Genomic DNA, 15,349 nt, shown 5'->3' on the forward strand with positions numbered 1-15,349 from the left:
ACATTTTGAAGCGGTGGCCGGAGAACTGGGACGTTTTTACTTATTTTCTCCCATTGTTACTGCTGATTGCAATTTGTATCGTCTGGTTTGTCCCTGCCTTGGCAAACCTTGCACACGCCTCGCCCGTTCAGGCCAGCGGCATGCGCAGTACCAGCTGCGTCTTGCCCGGCTGCGAATGCAGTTGCAGATCGGCGCCCAGCCTGCGCGCCCGTGCGCGCAGGCTGCGCAAACCCGCGCCGGCACCCTTGTCGGCGCCGTCCACCACGAAGCCGCGGCCGTCGTCGCGCACGTTCAGCTGCAATTCGGCGCCGGCGCGCATGACCGCCACATCCACGCGCCGGCCCGCGCTGTGCTTGAGCACATTGGTCAGCGCCTCCTGCAGAAAACGCAGCAGGTCGAGGCTCTGCGAGGGCGGCAGTTCGAGCGTCTCGATGTTGGACACCTGCCAGCGGCAGTCGATGCCGTTGGCGTCGAGCAACTGCGAGGTGCGGTGCCGCAGCGGCGCGAGCAGCTCGCCGAAAGCCCGCGCGCCGTCGTGGCGGCCCGTGGCTTCGATGATCAACCGCAGGTCGTCGCGCAAGCGCTTGAGCATGGCGAGCAGTTCGGGCGCCGAGAGGTTCTCGGGCTTGCGTTCGAGCGTTGCGATGCTGCCGACCAGCATGCCGCCCAGTCCGTCGTGCAGATCGCTCGCGAGGTTGACGCGCTCGCCGATGCGCGCATGCGCGAGCTCCAAAGCGTGCTGCTGCGCGAGCGTGGCCGCCAGTTCGGCCTTGGCGGCGTTTACTTCCTCGATCAACTCGGTGTTGAAGTTCTCTATGCGTTCCAGGCTTTGCACGAAGCGCGCGGCCTGGGTCAGCGCCATGCCCAGCAGCAAGCCGTATGACGACATCGTGGTGTAGTAGATGTTGCTGTCGATTACCTGGGTGAACACCAGCAGGTCGTGCGCGCCCGTCACCGCCGACAGTGCCATGAAGGGCGCAAGGGAGCGCATCGGGCTGCTGCGGTGGCGCACGGCGTGGACCAGCGAGGCGCTGTTCACGGCAATGATCGTGAGGCCGCCCACCAGCGTCCAGAGTGCGCGGTGAGTGACCAGGTTTGCCGAGCCGGCAAGCCACAGGTCGAGCACGCCGGCCACGGCGACCAGCAGCGCCAAGCTTTCCAGGCGGGGCATGCGCCGCCCGCAGAAGCGCAGCGCGAAGACAACGTACGACACGCTGAAAAGCAGCAGCAGCGAGGTGTTCAGCGCCTGCCAGCTGTGGTTGCTCGCAAAAGGCCAGGGGCTGGTCGCGATCTGGTTGTAGCCGAACAGAAGCCACAGCACCGACATCAGCGCGAACCAGCCATAGGCCGTTTCGCGCCGGCGCAATAGCCACAGCGCGGCGAAGAAGGCCGAGACCGCAGCGCTTACCGCCAAGCCGAGCATCTGGAGATCGTGGCGCAAGACACGCTCGTGCGCGTACTCCGCCTGCATGGCCGCGGGTGTACCGAGGCTGACCGGACCGAGCCCGGCCTGATAGGCGTGGAGGCCCGAGACGCGTATCAGCAGCGTGTTGCGTCCCGCCTGCAGCAGCGGCGGCGCCAGCAGCCAGTAGCGCGGGCTGTTCCAGGCGCGGGTCAGCGGTTCGACCAGGCTGTCGTCGCGCGAGATCGGGCTGCCGTTGAGCGACACCGCGCCGGCCATGTTGAGGTAGTGCAGCAGCAGGCCCATTTCGGCGACCTGCGCGGGTTGGTCCCAGGTCAGCCGGTACCAGACCACGCCGTCGAAGCCGGGCCAACGCCCGGCCCAGCTGTCGGGCAGGGTGACGGGCGTCCAACCGTCGGCCGGCGGACGGGTGTCGTCCCAGCCCGTGCCGCGCACGGCTTCGATACGGAGTTCAAGGGCGGGCTGTTGCGCCAGCGCCAGCGCCGGGCTGACGGCGATAAAGAAAAGGAAGGCGCCAGTCAATACGGCAAGCCATGCCCGGGGGAAAGCTTTTTGGTGTGGCATTTACCAGTTTTCGGGGATGGCCTCGTCGAGCCTGGAAAGACACACTTTGCCACGTTTGTTTTATTTTCTTTCAAAAACGAGGAATCCATGCCAGTCCAGATCCGCGCCGATGGCACACGTGAAGGGTTGCGCAAACTTCGGCATCTGTCCGTGGTTGCGCTGCTCGTCGCAGGAAACGCCTACGCGGCAGGATTTGCCGGTGGCACGATGGGCAACGATGGCTCGGCAACTTCCGCCGGGTCGGCTGGCGCCGGAGGCGCTGCGGCCGTCGTCTCGGGAGACGGGGCCACCGCCGTCGGTGCGGGCGGTGACGGCGGCGCCGGAACTGCTGCTGGATTCGGCGGCGCGGGCGGGGCGGGCGCCAGCGCCACCGCAAGCGGCGCGACGGCTGTCGGGGGTGGTGGTGCCGGCGCGCTGGGCGAAGCGGGGGGAACGGGCGGCGCAGGGGGGCGTGGCGCGCAGGCCTCCGCGGGCGGTGCGATCGCGCTCGGCGCAGGAGGCGCGGGCGGCGATGGTTGCTGCGGCGGTACCGGCCCGGCAGGCGGCAGTGGCGCGCAGGCTTCGGGCAACGCCGCGATCGCCATCGGAAGCGCCTCGGGCACCAGCCGGGGCGCCGTGGCATCCGGCAACGGCAGCACCGCGATCGGCGGCGCGAACGGCGGCGCGAACGGCGGCGCTTCGGGCGCGGCCGCATTGGCCGCGGGCAGCGTGGCGATCGGCGCCGGCAGCCGGGTCGCGAGCGGCGCGAACGGCAGCGCGGCCATCGGTGCGAACTCCGTTGCCACGGCGGCCAACACGGTGTCTTTCGGGTCCGCCGGCCAAACGCGCGGCCTGGTCAACGTCAGTGCCGGAGCGGTGACAGCCACAAGCACCGATGCCGTCAATGGCAGCCAGCTGTTCACCGTGCAGCAGACCGCCAGCACAGCGGCATCCGCAGCCTCCGCCGCGCAAGGCACGGCCAACTCCGCGCTCGGCCTGGCGCAGAACTCGGCGCAATACGGCGCGGGCGGCACTTCGCTTCAGCTCAACCCCAACGGCGGTGCCGGCACCACCATCGGCAATGTCAGCGCGGGCCAGGTTGCGACCGATGCCGCCAACGTCGGCCAGGTGCAGCAGGCCCAGCAGACCGCCATCACCACGGCGAACAACTTCACCGTTCAACAAGTCACCGCGCTGCAGACCTTGATGAACCAGGCGTTGGCCAGCGGCGTGTGCGCGGTGGGCGCGGGCGGCGCCGTGGCTTGCGGGCCTGGGGCCGGCGCCAGCGGTGCCGGCAGTACGTCGATGGGCATCAATGCGCAGGCCAGCGGCGAGAACACCGTCGCCATCGGGAATGGCGCCGAGGCTCGCTATGCCGGGTCGGTGGCCATCGGCGCCGGGGCCAAGGCGCTGGCCGATCCCACCACCGCGGTCGGCAACAACGCGGTGGCCACCGGCAACAATGCCGTGGCACTGGGCGCCAACACATTGGCCTCGGGCAGCAATGCGGTCGCGCTGGGCCAGGGTTCGGTGGCGGATCGCGACAACACCGTGTCGGTGGGCAACGCGGCCACCGGCCAGTTGCGCGGCATTGCGAACGTCGCGCCCGGCGTGCTGGGCACCGACGCCGTCAACGTCAATCAGCTGCAGCAGGCGGTGAGCAACGCGACCAGTCAGGCGAACGCCTTTGCCGCACAGGGGGTGGCGGCGGCGTTGGCGATGCCATCGATGCCGACATTGGCGGTGGGCAAGAAATGGATGGGGGCCGCCGTGGGCAACTACGCCGGCGCGTCGGCCGTCGGCTTCGCTTTCGGCTACCAGGTCAACGACAACTTCAACCTGGGGCTCGGTATTTCCACCGCAACCAGCAGCGGCAGTAGCAACCGCGTTGCCGCCCGCGTGCAGGCGGGTTATGCATGGTGAGGCGCGCAGAAAAGAAAGCAGCGCCGATCAGTGCAGCAGGCCGTGCCTTCGGGCCTGGTAGACAGCCTCGGTGCGGGAGGTGACGGCCAGCTTGCGGTAGATGTTCTTGGTGTGGCATTCCACCGTCAGCCTCGAGATCGACAGCGATTCGGCCATGTCGCGGTTGCTCAGCCCCTGCGACACGAGTTCGAGAATCTTGCGTTCACGCGGGGTCAGCGGCGCGGGCAGCGGCGCGGGTGCATCGGCCGCCGCCACAACAGGCCGCGAAGTCTGCTGCATGGCCAGCCAGCCGAGGATATGGCGCGCGATGGCCGGATCGATCGGCGCACCCCCTTGCTCGATGCTGCGCAGCGCCATGCCGAGTTCGAGGTCGTCGCGCTCTTTCAAAAGGTAGCCGATGGCGCCGGCGCGCAGCGCCGCGAAGATGATTTCTTCCGTGCGCCAGGCCGAGATCACCACCGCGGGCACCTTGGGATGCTGCCCCTGCATCCAGCCGATCAGTTCCACCCCGCTGCCGTCCGGCAGGCCGATGTCGACCAGCGCGACGCCGAAGCTCTGCGCGCCGAGCAGTTCCTTGGCCGTCGCAATGCTGCCGGCCCAGGCGATCTGCGGCTCGCCGCCGCCGCCGAGCATCGACGACAGTACGCGGCCCAGGCGCTCGCGCATCGCCGGATCGTCTTCGACCACCAGCGAGGGACTGAGGGAAACGGGTTCAACGATTTCCGGTGGGGAAATGGACATCCGGTGCAATCCGATCGGTAGCAGGTCAACAGGCTGCTTTTGCTTGTTCCCGGATTGTTGCAGAGTGTTGCCATCGCCCGCCATCGAACTGGCGGGAGACGAGGCGGGTCAATCCAGCGTCACGCCGCCGCTCATGTTGACCACGGTGCCGGTCATCGCGCCGGCATGGCCGGAGGCCAGGAAGACCGCGGTGCCTGCCATCTGGTCCAGCGAGGGCAGCCGCGCCACCAGCAGACCGGCCGGCTTGGCCGCGAGCATCTGCTCGACCGTCATGCCCATGCTTTCGGCCACCGGGCGAAACACCTCCCGGCTGTGCGAGCCGGCAGCGGCGGCTTCGGGAATGGCATGCGATCGGATGCACACGCTGCGGATGTTGAAGGCCGCCAGCTCGCCCGCCATGTGGCGCGTGAGCGCCTCGACGCCCGCACAGGCCACGGCATGGCCGAGATAGCCAGGCCCCGGCAGGCGCGACGCCGGCGTGGACACCGAGATGATCACGCCGCCGCCTTGTCGTGCCATGTGCGGTGCGACGGCTTTCGCAGTCAGGAAGTTGCTGCGGGCATAGGCGTGGACAGGGAGAAAGTAGTCCTCCAAAGACAGTGCCGACAGTGGCCGGCCCTGCACATGCATCACGCCGATGGCGTTGAATGCGATGTCGATGCCGCCGGCCCCTTCGGCCACTTCGTTGGCGTGGCGCAGCATGGCTGCTTCGTCGAGCGCGTCGACCACCGCGACTTCGGCGCTGCCGCCGGCGGCGGCGATGTCCTTCGCGACGGCATCGAGCTTGGTACGCGTGCGGCCCGCGAGGAACACCCTCGCGCCGACGCTGGCAAAGGCGCGGGCCACCGCCCCGCCGATGGCACCGCCGGCGCCGTGGATGACGGCGCGCTTGTCCTGCAACGAATTCAACGACATGAACTTCTCTCCTTGGTGGTGCGCCCGGCGACATGCGGGCGTTCGAACCAAGGACGGCGCGCGGGGGCGCGATCCGACAACGCGGACGAAATTTTTTCGCTCAGACCTGCGGAATGCGCGGAGCGATCACGCCCGGGTCGTACCAGGTGACCGGCCGGATCTCGAACACACCGCCTTCGAAGTCCAGCCGGCGGGCGGCGTCCCGCGCCTGTTCCAAGGTGTCGCAGTCGACGATGTAGAGGCCCATCAGCTGCTCCTTGGTTTCGGCGAAGGGGCGTCGGTGACCAGCGGATGGGCATCGCCCGCGCGGCGCACCGTGGTGGAAGCGTCGGGCATCAGGCGCAGCACCGTGCCGAGCCGACCCTGGGACTGCAGTTCGTCCCGCAGGTCGGTGTGGCGTTCGAGCATCTCGTCTTCGATGCCAGGCGCCCAGGCGGCAACGGCGGATTCGGAGCCGTAGATCAGGATGGAATAGAGCATCGGTCGTCCTTCTGGGTCATGGAATCGTTGCGGCGGGATCGGGCGCCGACAGCCGGTCGAGCAGGGCGCGGATGTGCGCCGCCTCGGCCGGGGTGCGGGCAAGGGCGATGGCTTCCGAGAAAGCCGCATTCGCGTCTGCCGAACGGCCCAGCTGCATCAGCAGTCCGCCCCTGAGCCCGTGGAAATGAAAGTAGGCCGACAGCGGCCCGGCCAGCGGACCGATCATCGCGAGCGCGGCTTCGGGCCCTCGGAGCTTGGCAACAGCCACGGCGCGGTTGAGCGTGACCACCGGCGAAGGCTGCAGCACCTCGAGCGCGACATACAGCCGGTCGATCTCGGCCCAGTCGGTGTCGGCCGCATGCGCCGCCTGGGCATGGGTGGCGGCAATGGCGGCCTGCAACTGGTAAGGGCCGGGCCGTCTGCGGCGCAGCGCGTTCTCGACCAGGGCCAGCCCTTCGGCCGTGAGCGCGCGGTTCCAGCGGCTGCGGTCCTGGTCTTCGAGCAGCACGACCATGGCGTCGGCATCGAGCCGCGCATCGGCGCGCGCATGCTGCAGGAGCAGCAGCGCGGCCAGGCCCATGAGCTCCGGATGATCCGGAAACAGCTCGAGCAGCAGCCGCGCGAGGCGTATCGCTTCTTCGCAGAGCGCAATGCGCAGATGCTCGGCGCCGCCGCTTGCGGAATAGCCTTCGTTGAACAGCAGGTAAACCGTGGTGCACACGGCCGCCAGCCGTTCGCCGCGCTCGCGTGGACCGGGCGCGTCGAACGAAATGCCGGCCGACGCGACCCGTTTCTTGGCCCGCGTGATGCGCTGTTCCATCGCGCTTTCGCCCACCAGGAAGGCGCGCGCAATCTCCTGCACCGAGAGGCCCGACACAATGCGCAGCGCCAGGGCGATCTGCTGCGTCAGCGGCAGATCGGGATGGCAGCAGACGAACAGCAGCCGCAGCACGTCGTCGCGGTAATGCGTGTGGTCCAGCGCTTCGACGAGCCGGGCTTCGGCGTCGTCCAGGTCGGAGATCGACGCTTCGTCGTCGGGCAGTGCTTCATGCAGCTTGCGCCGCCGCACCTCGTCGAGCGCGGCATTGCGCCCCACGAAGATCAGCCAGGCCAGCGGATCGCGCGGCGGGCCGCTCACGGGCCAATGCTGCAGGGCGCGCAGGCTGGCTTCCTGGAAAGCTTCCTCGGCCAGGTCGAGTTCGCGAAAGTAGCGCAGCAGCGCCGCAACGGCACGCGGCCGCGAGGCGGTCAGCGTGATCGCGATCCAGGCTGTTTCGGTCGTGCGCATGGGCTTCATTGCTCCGGTCACCCCAAGGACGAACGAGTATGCGTCGGGCCGACAGCCGCCCGCGAAAAAAACTGCAGCGCGGAGGCCGCGCCTCGATCAGCCCAGCAGGTTGCGCAGCGCCGCCTCGACGGCTGCCGCGGTGGCCAGCGGCTTTTCCATCGGGAACAGGTGCGAGCCGTCGAGCATCGCGATCCGCCCCTTGGTGACCTTCTGGGTCATCGCCATGCCCACCTGCTTCATCTCGGCCGACTGGCGCCCGCCGATGAAGGCCACCTTGCATTTGAGCGGGTGGCGGCGCAGCAGGGCTGCGAGGTTGTGGGGCAGGGTGTTGTAGATGGCGGTTTCCACGTTGCGGTCGAAGCTCAGTTCGCGCGTGTCTTCGCTGTCGAAGGTGCCGTGGTCGATGTAGTCGTGCAGCACCTGCTCGTCCCACTTGGCAAAGGCCTTCTTGCTGCGGAAGTGCTCGAACACCGCTTCCCGGTGGGCCCAGCTGTTCTTGCGCTTGCGACTGATGGCGCCGGGCGACACCGTCTTCATCAGCGGGGTGCGCTTCACGAGGCTCAGCGTGTTCGCGCGCCAGCCGCCCAGAATCGGCGAGTCGAGCAGCACCACGCCGCGGGCAAGCGCCGGATGCAGCGCCGCGCACATCAGGCTCAGGAACCCGCCGAGCGAATGGCCGACCAGGAACACCGGGCCGCCGGCACGGTCGGCGTGCTGCTGCGCGAAGTCGGCCAGCTGCTGCACCAGGTGCGGCCAGTTGTCGGTGACGGGGTACTTCGGGTCGTGCCCGAACTTCTCGATGGCGTCGACTTCGAAGCCGCGGTTGCGCAGGCTGTCGAGAACGACGCGGTAGGTGCTCGCTGGAAAGCTGTTGCCGTGCGAGAAGACGACAGGGGGCATCGCCATGGCCGCCGCCGGCTTCAGATGAGCTTTTCGTCGGGCGTGGAAATCTTGCGCAGCGCGCTGTGGCGCGTGGCCGGCATCTTCAGCGGATGCTCGGTGGCGGCGTCGTCCCACACCGGGTCTTCGATGCTGTCGAACACCTCGCGCAGCTTCTGGCCCCAGCTGTTGTGCATCATTCGGTAGTAGGGGTTGTCGGCATCGATGCAGATCACGCGGTCGGTTTCGAACTTGTTGGCCTCGTACACCACCAGGTCGAGCGGCAGGCCCACCGAGAGGTTCGACTTCATGGTCGAGTCCATCGACACCAGCGCGCACTTGGCGGCCTCGTCGAGCGGGGTTTCGGGCGTCAGCACGCGGTCGAGCACGGGCTTGCCGTACTTCGATTCGCCGACCTGGAAGTAGGGCGTCTCGGTGGTGGCTTCGATGAAGTTGCCGGCCGCATAGACCAGGAACAGGCGCATGCCTTCACCCTTGACCTGGCCGCCGAAGATGAACGACACGTTGAAGTCGAGCCCCGCATGCTTGAGCGCCTCGGCATCGCGGTCGTACACGTGGCGCACGGCCGAGCCGAGCACGCGCGCGGCATCGAACATGCTCTTGGCGTTCCAGATGGTGATGGGGTCGCCCTGCGAGCCGTCTTCGCGGGTTTCGCGCAGCTCCTCGATCTGGAGAATTTCGCGCACCGACTGCGAGATGCTCAGGTTGCCCGAAGACAGCAGCACCATGACGCGGTCGCCCGGCTGCTCGTAGACAATCATCTTGCGGAAGATGCTGATGTGGTCCACGCCCGCGTTGGTGCGCGAGTCGGAGAGAAACACCAGGCCGGCGTTGAGTTTGATGCCTACGCAGTAAGTCATTTCTTGATCTCGCACGAAGGATGCCCGCTCATGTGGCGGCGCGTTCCCGCGTGTTCAGTTTTTGTAAGGCATAGAGCGCGTCGAGCGCCTCCCGCGGCGTCATCGCGTCGGGATCGAGCGCGGCCAGGGCGGATTCTACGGCGCTGGCCATGGGAGTTTCGGCCGCCGGCGGAGGGGCGAACAGGTCGACCTGTGCACGCGTCTGGGCATGCTGCGATTCCAGCGCCTCGAGCGCCTGCCGCGCATGGTTGACCACGGCGGCGGGCATGCCCGCGAGCCGTGCCACCTGGATGCCGTAGCTCTTGCTGGCCGGGCCGGGCTGCATTTCGTGCAGGAACACGATGTCGCGGCCCGCTTCGGTCGCGCTCACATGCATGTTCACCGCGCCGTGGTGCGTGGCCGGGAACTCGGTCAGCTCGAAATAGTGGGTCGCGAAAAGCGTGAAAGCCTTGCTGCGGTCGTGCAGTTGGGCGGCAATGCCGGCGGCCAGCGCCAGCCCGTCGAAGGTGCTGGTGCCGCGTCCGATTTCGTCCATCAGCACCAGCGACTGCGCGGTGGCGCTGTGCAAAATTTGCGCGGCCTCGGTCATCTCCAGCATGAAGGTCGACTGCGCGTTGGCCAGGTCGTCGGCCGCGCCGATGCGCGTGTGGATCGCGTCGATCGGTCCGAGCCGGCAGGCCGCCGCCGGCACGTGCGAGCCGATGGAGGCCAAGAGCACGATGATCGCCACCTGCCGCATGTAGGTCGACTTGCCGCCCATGTTGGGGCCGGTGATGACCTGCATGCGCTGCTGCGGCCCGAGCTGCGTGTCGTTGGCGATGAAGCCGCCTGACGACTTTTCGGCCAGCCGTGCTTCCACCACCGGATGGCGGCCCTGCTGGATTTCGATGCACGGGTGCGAGACGAAGCTCGGCGCGCGCCAATGCAGCGTGTGCGAGCGCTCGGCCAGCGCGCACAGCGCATCCAGCGTGGCAATGGCGCCGGCCAGTTGCGTGAGCGCGGGCACCGAGGGCTGCAGCGCATCGAGCAGCTGCTCGTAGAGCCATTTTTCGCGGGCGAGCGCGCGGTCTTGCGCGCTCAGCGCCTTGTCCTCGAAGGCCTTGAGCTCGGGCGTGATGAAGCGCTCGGCGTTCTTCAGCGTCTGGCGGCGGCGGTAGTTGTCGGGCACCTTCGAGAGCGCGCTTTGCGTCACCTCGATGTAGAAGCCGTGCACGCGATTGAACTGCACGCGCAGGTTGCTGATGCCGGTGCGCTCGCGCTCGCTGACTTCGAGCTTCAGCAGGAAGTCGTCGCAGTTGTCGCTGATGGCGCGCAGCTCGTCGAGCTCGGCGTCGTGGCCGGTGGCGATCACGCCGCCGTCGCGCACCAGCGCCGAAGGGTCGGGCTTGATGGCGCTCATCAGCAGGTCGGCGCAGCCGGGCGGCGGCGCAAGCCGTGCGGCAATTTGGTCGAGCAGCGCGGCCGATGCCGGAAGAAGCGGCGCCAGCTGCTCCGCCTTGTCGAGTGCCAGGCGCAGCGCCAGCAGTTCGCGCGGGCGCACCTGCCTGAGCGCGATGCGCGCAGCAATGCGTTCCACGTCGCTCGTGTTCTTGAGCTGCTCGCGCAGCGTGCGCCAGGGCGCGGCGGTGCCGCCCAGCACCGTGGACTGCAGCGCGCCGATGGCTTCGAGCCGCGCCTGCGCCTCGCTGCGGTCGCGCCGGGGCGACAGCAGCCAGCGTTTCAAAAGGCGGCTGCCCATGCCTGTCATGCAGGTGTCGAGCAGCGAGAACATGGTGGGCGAATCTTCGCCGCGCAAGGTCTGCACCAGCTCCAGGTTGCGCCGCGTGGTGGGCGGCAGCTCGATCAGGTCGCCGTCGCGCTCCACCGACAGGCGCTGCACGTGCGAGAGTGCACGGCCCTGCGTGTGCTCGGCATAGCCCAGCAATGCGGCGGCCGCGGCATGCGCGTTGGAGAGCGATTCGGCGTTCCACGCGGCAAGACTGTTGCTGCCCATCTGCTCGCTGAGCTTGCGTTCGCCCAGCCCGCCGTCGAACTGCCAGGCAGGGCGGATCGAGAGCGTGAAAGGGGTGGCCGCACGCGCGGCCTTCAGGCGCTGCTCGAAGGCGGGCGTGACCTCGGCGCTGTAGAGCAGTTCGCTCGGCGCGATGCGCGCGATCCAGGTTTCGAGCGCGTCGGCCGGGCACTCGGCCAGCCGCAGTTCGGCACCCGTCACGCTGAGCCAGGCCAAGCCGCAGAAATTGCGCGTGCCCGCATGCACCGCGAGCAGCAGAGATTCGCTCTTGTCGCTGAGCAGTTCCGAGTCGGTCAGCGTGCCGGGCGTGACCACGCGCATCACCTTGCGCTCGACCGGCCCCTTGCTGGCGCCGACCTCGCCCACCTGCTCGCAAATGGCGACCGATTCGCCCAGCTTGATGAGCCGCGCCAGATACGTATCGACCGCATGGAAGGGCACGCCGCACATCACCACCGGCTGCCCGGCCGACTGGCCGCGCTGGGTGAGCGTGATGTCGAGCAGGCGCGCAGCCTTTTCGGCATCGGCCCAGAACAGCTCGTAGAAGTCGCCCATCCGGTAGAACAGCAGGGTGTCCGGATGGTCCGCTTTCAGGCCCAGATACTGGGCCATCATGGGCGTGTGCCCGGAAAAGTCGCTGGGCGAGAGGGTGGGGCGGGCAGTCGTCGTATTCACTCGCACGATTATCGGGGACGGGCGGACGGCTCAGCCGACGACCAGCCTGACGGGTTTGCCGACGCGGCTGAGCATTTCAACCAACGTGTCGATGGTGAATTTGGCAGTCTTTCTGTTCACCACGTCGGAAACCCGAGGGCGGGAGACCATCAGGATTTCCGCCGCCTCGGCCTGCCTCAGATGATGCTCCGCGATCCAGTTCGACAACTCTTCCATGAGTTGCTGCTTCAGCAGCCGCGTGTCGTTGATCTGCTTTTGCGATGCGGCCTGCAGGCGCTTGGCCTCGGCTGGCGGGAAGCCCAACTCGAGGAAAATGTTGGCACCGGGCTTGGTGACGTGATGGATGGCGGTGTCGGGTTTCATGGTCGATTCTTCCTCGCTTCGATCACCGCGCGATAGCGCGCCTGCGCGGTGCCTTTGTCCTGCTGGCCGGTCGCCTGTGTCTTCTTCTGGAAGCAATGCAGAACGTAGATTGCTTCGTCGAATTTGGCCACGTACATCACACGGTAGATTCCGCTTGGATCCCTGAGCCGGATCTCCCGCGTGCCGGTGCCCACATCGTTGAATGGCTTCCAGTCCGTCGGATCCAGTCCGGCCTGGACTTTGCGCAGTTCGAAACCGGCCGTACGGCGCGGTTCAGCAGGAAAGGCCAACAGATCCACATAAGACGACCCCACCCACCGGATTTCTTTCTCATCCATCGACGCGTCCGTCTGTATAAGATTTTATACACAAAGCCGGATGCGATTGATGCGCAATGGCTCCCCTGATTCCGATTGTCGAGAAGGCCTGGATGCTTTTGCGCTGCGTGGCACCGTCTCGCTTCCGATTACCGTGAACTTTGCCGGATACCCATGACGATCATCCGGGTGGCCCGTGGAATGACGCCAAGCTCGCCGATATGCCGGTTCATTGCACGCACCCGCCGCTCTAAAATCCGCCGGCGCAAACCCCGCGTGAAGAACAAGGCGCCCATGGCCCATCCGGATGAATTCAAAGGCACTGAGGCGGACGCGCTGCCCGACACCGCCACCGTGCCTGCAGAACTCGCCGCGCTGTATCTCTGCATGTCGCCCGCCCAGCTGGCCGACCTGCGCAAATCGAAACGCCCCGATGGGCGGGCAGGCAACGGCCCGCCCGTCATCAAGCCAGTGGAAAGCGGCGCAGCCGGCTCGAAAGACCCGGTGCGCTATGCGCTCGGCACCTTGCGCGCGTTCGCCAGGTCGCACACCGCCCCCACGGCCTTCGACACCGCGTTGAACTCCGGCATCCTGGGCTGGGTGTCCGCCAAGCTGCCTTTCTTCGCCGAGCTCGAACCCCGCGTCAAACGCGGCCGGCGCGTGCTCATCGGCGGCGCCTGGGACCGGACGGACCCGCTGCGCGAGAAGCGCTTCATGGACTTGGCGAAGGGGCGCATCCGCTTCACGTCATTGACGTGCGCCGAAGCGGCTGCCAGCCTGTGGGCCGACGTTGCAAGCCATTCCGAACTCGCCGAAAAAGGCTTGGCGCTGCTCAAGAGCGAGACGCAGGCCATCGAAGCTTCGTTGGCCGCCACTGCGGCTTTGGCGGCGGCTTCGAACCCGGCTTCGGCCGCCTGACCCGCCTTCAAGATCGACCATGGACGAGTACCGATGCTGATCAACTGCGTGGCCTACGAAAACGGCGCCAAGCTTGCCGACATTCCGGTCGAAGACATCAGTGAATACATCGTCCGGCCCGGCTGCTTCGTCTGGGTGGCGCTGAGCGACGCCACGCCGGAAGAACTGACCCAGATGCAGCACGAATTCAATCTGCATCCGCTCGCGGTGGAAGATGCCCACCACGGCCACCAGCGGCCCAAGGTCGAGGAATACGGCGACTCGCTCTTCGTGGTGATGCACCTGGTCGAGCCCTCGCCCGAAGGCGAGCATTGCGTGAACGTGGGCGAGGTCGACGTGTTCGTCGGCAAGAACTACGTGCTGTCGGTGCGCAACCGCAGCCAGCAGGGCTTTCTGGGCGTGCGCGAACGCTGCGAGCGCGAACCCGAGCTGCTGCGCAACGGTGCGGGCTTTGTGCTCTACGCGCTGATGGACGCGGTAGTCGACCGCTACTTTCCCGTCATCGATGCGCTCGAGGTGGAGCTCGAATCCATCGAGCAGCAGATCTTTACCCAGGGCGGCGCGGCGCGCGACAAGATCAAGCAGCTCTACGACCTGAAGCGGCGCAGCATGATCCTGAAGCGCGCGGTGGCGCCGCTGGCCGAAGCCGCGGGCAAGCTGCACGGCGGGCGGGTGCCGCATATCTGCATGAGCTCGCAGGAGTATTTTCGCGACGTGGCCGACCACCTCGTGCGCATCAACGGCTCGATCGACGCGATGCGCGACACCATCGGCACGGCCATCTCGGTGAACCTCTCGATGGTCACCATCGAAGAGAGCGAAGTCACCAAGCGGCTTGCGGCCTGGGCCAGCATCTTTGCGGTGTGCACCGCGTTCGCCGGTATCTGGGGCATGAACTTCGAGCACATGCCGGAGCTGAAATTCCGCTACGGCTATGCGGCGGCGCTGGCGTTGATGGGCGGCACCTGCAGCTACCTCTACTACCGTTTCAGGCGCGCGGGCTGGCTCTGAGTTTCTTTCTACCTCTCCTTCTGGGGGAGGGCAGGGGTGGGGGCAAGCGGCGTATCAAGTACCCGCAGACTTTCAAGCGCCGCGAGCCCCCATCCCAACCTTCCCCCGGAAGGGGAAGGCGCAATGCGGGTTACTCGTCGTGGGTGTCGTGCGTGGCCACCGCGCCGCGGCGCCAGTAGCCTGACGCCCGGGTCCACTTCGGGTTGGCGCCCCGCTCGCCCACCAGATGAGCGCGCAGAGCCTTCGCCATCGCCGATTCGCATCCCACCCACGCATGGAAGTCGCCGGCCGGCAGCTTCATCGTCTTGAGCGCGTCGAACAGCACGGGGCTCACTCCCGGCTCGGCTCCGCCGCGGTGTACCCACTGCAGCGTGAGCTCGGTTTGCGTCTCGAACGGAATCTGGTCGGCTTCGCTGTCGACCTCCGCCAGCACCACCACCCGCGCACCGGCCGGCAGCTCGGCCAGGCGCCGTGCGATAGCGGGCAGAGCGGTGTCGTCGCCGATCAGCAGGTGCCAGTCGAACTCGGTCGGCACGATGAACGAGCCGCGCGGGCCGCCCACGCCAAGAATGTCGCCGGGCTTGGCCTGCTCGGCCCATTGGGTGGCGGGGCCGGCGTCGTGCAGCGCAAAGTCGATTTCGAGCGTGTTGGCCTGTGCGTCGTACCTGCGCGGCGTGTAGTCGCGCATGGTCGGCCGGCCGCCGGCGGGCCAGACCGGGCCGTCGGGTCCGGTGGTCGGCAGCGTGAGCTCGCCGGTTGCGGCATCGGGAAAAAAGATCTTCGAGTGGTCGTCGAAGCCCGGGCTCGTGAAGCCCGCGAGGTCGTCGCCCGTGAGCGTGACGCGCACAAGGTGCGGCGTGATGCGCTGAACCGTCTTCACCGTGAGCCGGCGAAAGCGAAGCTCGTGGCGCACGCGGCGCGGGGTGCGATCGGACAGGGAGGAGGAGGCGGGAGATGTATCGGTCGAGAAGTCGGTCATTT

The 15,349-nt window shown here is 67.3% G+C and carries 15 protein-coding genes; 3 read left to right on the plus strand and 12 right to left on the minus strand.

The genetic code is table 11. The features are described 5' to 3' along the window. Positions 1 to 127: 127 nt before the first annotated feature. Positions 128 to 1,987, minus strand: a complete 1,860-nt coding sequence (locus QFZ42_RS05285; RefSeq protein WP_307699952.1) for a sensor histidine kinase — start codon at positions 1,985 to 1,987, stop codon at positions 128 to 130. 87 nt (positions 1,988 to 2,074) lie between these two features. Between QFZ42_RS05285 and QFZ42_RS05290 the strand changes: the two genes are divergently transcribed. Continuing rightward, positions 2,075 to 3,889, plus strand: coding sequence for a YadA family autotransporter adhesin (locus tag QFZ42_RS05290; protein WP_307699953.1), 1,815 nt, complete (start codon positions 2,075 to 2,077; stop codon positions 3,887 to 3,889). Positions 3,890 to 3,916: 27 nt separating this feature from the next. Here the strand turns inward: QFZ42_RS05290 and QFZ42_RS05295 are convergent, their stop codons facing one another. The 10 genes from QFZ42_RS05295 to QFZ42_RS05340 form a co-directional block, all read right to left on the minus strand. Further along, a complete protein-coding gene (locus tag QFZ42_RS05295) occupies positions 3,917 to 4,630 on the minus strand; it encodes a response regulator transcription factor (RefSeq protein ID WP_307699954.1) in 714 nt (237 codons plus the stop codon). Between the two features lie 108 nt (positions 4,631 to 4,738). Continuing rightward, complete coding sequence (locus QFZ42_RS05300; RefSeq protein ID WP_307699955.1) at positions 4,739 to 5,545, minus strand: SDR family NAD(P)-dependent oxidoreductase; 807 nt, start codon at positions 5,543 to 5,545, stop codon at positions 4,739 to 4,741. A gap of 100 nt (positions 5,546 to 5,645) precedes the next feature. Then, positions 5,646 to 5,792 (minus strand): hypothetical protein, encoded by a 147-nt coding sequence (locus tag QFZ42_RS05305; RefSeq protein ID WP_307699956.1) that lies wholly within the window; start codon positions 5,790 to 5,792, stop codon positions 5,646 to 5,648. Continuing rightward, positions 5,792 to 6,025, minus strand: coding sequence for a YciI family protein (locus QFZ42_RS05310; RefSeq protein ID WP_307699957.1), 234 nt, complete (start codon positions 6,023 to 6,025; stop codon positions 5,792 to 5,794). Before QFZ42_RS05310 ends, QFZ42_RS05305 begins: the two co-directional genes overlap by 1 nt. Before the next feature lie 16 nt (positions 6,026 to 6,041). Beyond that, the gene (locus QFZ42_RS05315; protein WP_307699958.1) at positions 6,042 to 7,313 is read right to left on the minus strand and encodes an RNA polymerase sigma factor; all 1,272 of its coding nucleotides are present in this window, start codon (positions 7,311 to 7,313) and stop codon (positions 6,042 to 6,044) included. Positions 7,314 to 7,409: 96 nt separating this feature from the next. Next, positions 7,410 to 8,219 (minus strand): alpha/beta fold hydrolase, encoded by an 810-nt coding sequence (locus QFZ42_RS05320; protein ID WP_307699959.1) that lies wholly within the window; start codon positions 8,217 to 8,219, stop codon positions 7,410 to 7,412. Positions 8,220 to 8,233: 14 nt separating this feature from the next. Beyond that, positions 8,234 to 9,073: a proteasome-type protease gene (locus QFZ42_RS05325; RefSeq protein ID WP_307699960.1), complete on the minus strand. Its 840-nt coding sequence runs from the start codon at positions 9,071 to 9,073 to the stop codon at positions 8,234 to 8,236. Positions 9,074 to 9,101: 28 nt separating this feature from the next. Beyond that, complete coding sequence (gene mutS / locus QFZ42_RS05330; protein ID WP_307704169.1) at positions 9,102 to 11,699, minus strand: DNA mismatch repair protein MutS; 2,598 nt, start codon at positions 11,697 to 11,699, stop codon at positions 9,102 to 9,104. A gap of 90 nt (positions 11,700 to 11,789) precedes the next feature. Then, a complete protein-coding gene (locus QFZ42_RS05335; RefSeq protein WP_307699961.1) occupies positions 11,790 to 12,122 on the minus strand; it encodes a helix-turn-helix domain-containing protein in 333 nt (110 codons plus the stop codon). Then, complete coding sequence (locus QFZ42_RS05340; protein WP_307699962.1) at positions 12,119 to 12,460, minus strand: type II toxin-antitoxin system RelE/ParE family toxin; 342 nt, start codon at positions 12,458 to 12,460, stop codon at positions 12,119 to 12,121. The genes QFZ42_RS05335 and QFZ42_RS05340 overlap by 4 nt, the downstream gene beginning before the upstream one ends. Positions 12,461 to 12,733: 273 nt before the next feature. On the opposite strand from QFZ42_RS05340, the gene QFZ42_RS05345 reads away from it, so the two are divergent. Both QFZ42_RS05345 and corA read left to right on the plus strand, forming a co-directional pair. Then, positions 12,734 to 13,357 carry a hypothetical protein gene (locus QFZ42_RS05345; protein ID WP_307699963.1) on the plus strand — a complete coding sequence of 208 codons (624 nt, stop codon included), beginning with the start codon at positions 12,734 to 12,736 and terminating at the stop codon, positions 13,355 to 13,357. 33 nt (positions 13,358 to 13,390) lie between these two features. Then, positions 13,391 to 14,368 (plus strand): magnesium/cobalt transporter CorA, encoded by a 978-nt coding sequence (corA, locus tag QFZ42_RS05350; RefSeq protein WP_307699964.1) that lies wholly within the window; start codon positions 13,391 to 13,393, stop codon positions 14,366 to 14,368. Positions 14,369 to 14,498: 130 nt separating this feature from the next. Here corA and QFZ42_RS05355 read toward each other — a convergent pair whose 3' ends face one another. Next, positions 14,499 to 15,347, minus strand: coding sequence for a siderophore-interacting protein (locus tag QFZ42_RS05355; protein ID WP_307699965.1), 849 nt, complete (start codon positions 15,345 to 15,347; stop codon positions 14,499 to 14,501). Positions 15,348 to 15,349 lie beyond the last annotated feature (2 nt).

This window comes from Variovorax paradoxus (genome assembly GCF_030815855.1).
In the GTDB taxonomy this organism is placed as follows: domain Bacteria; phylum Pseudomonadota; class Gammaproteobacteria; order Burkholderiales; family Burkholderiaceae_C; genus Variovorax; species Variovorax paradoxus_M.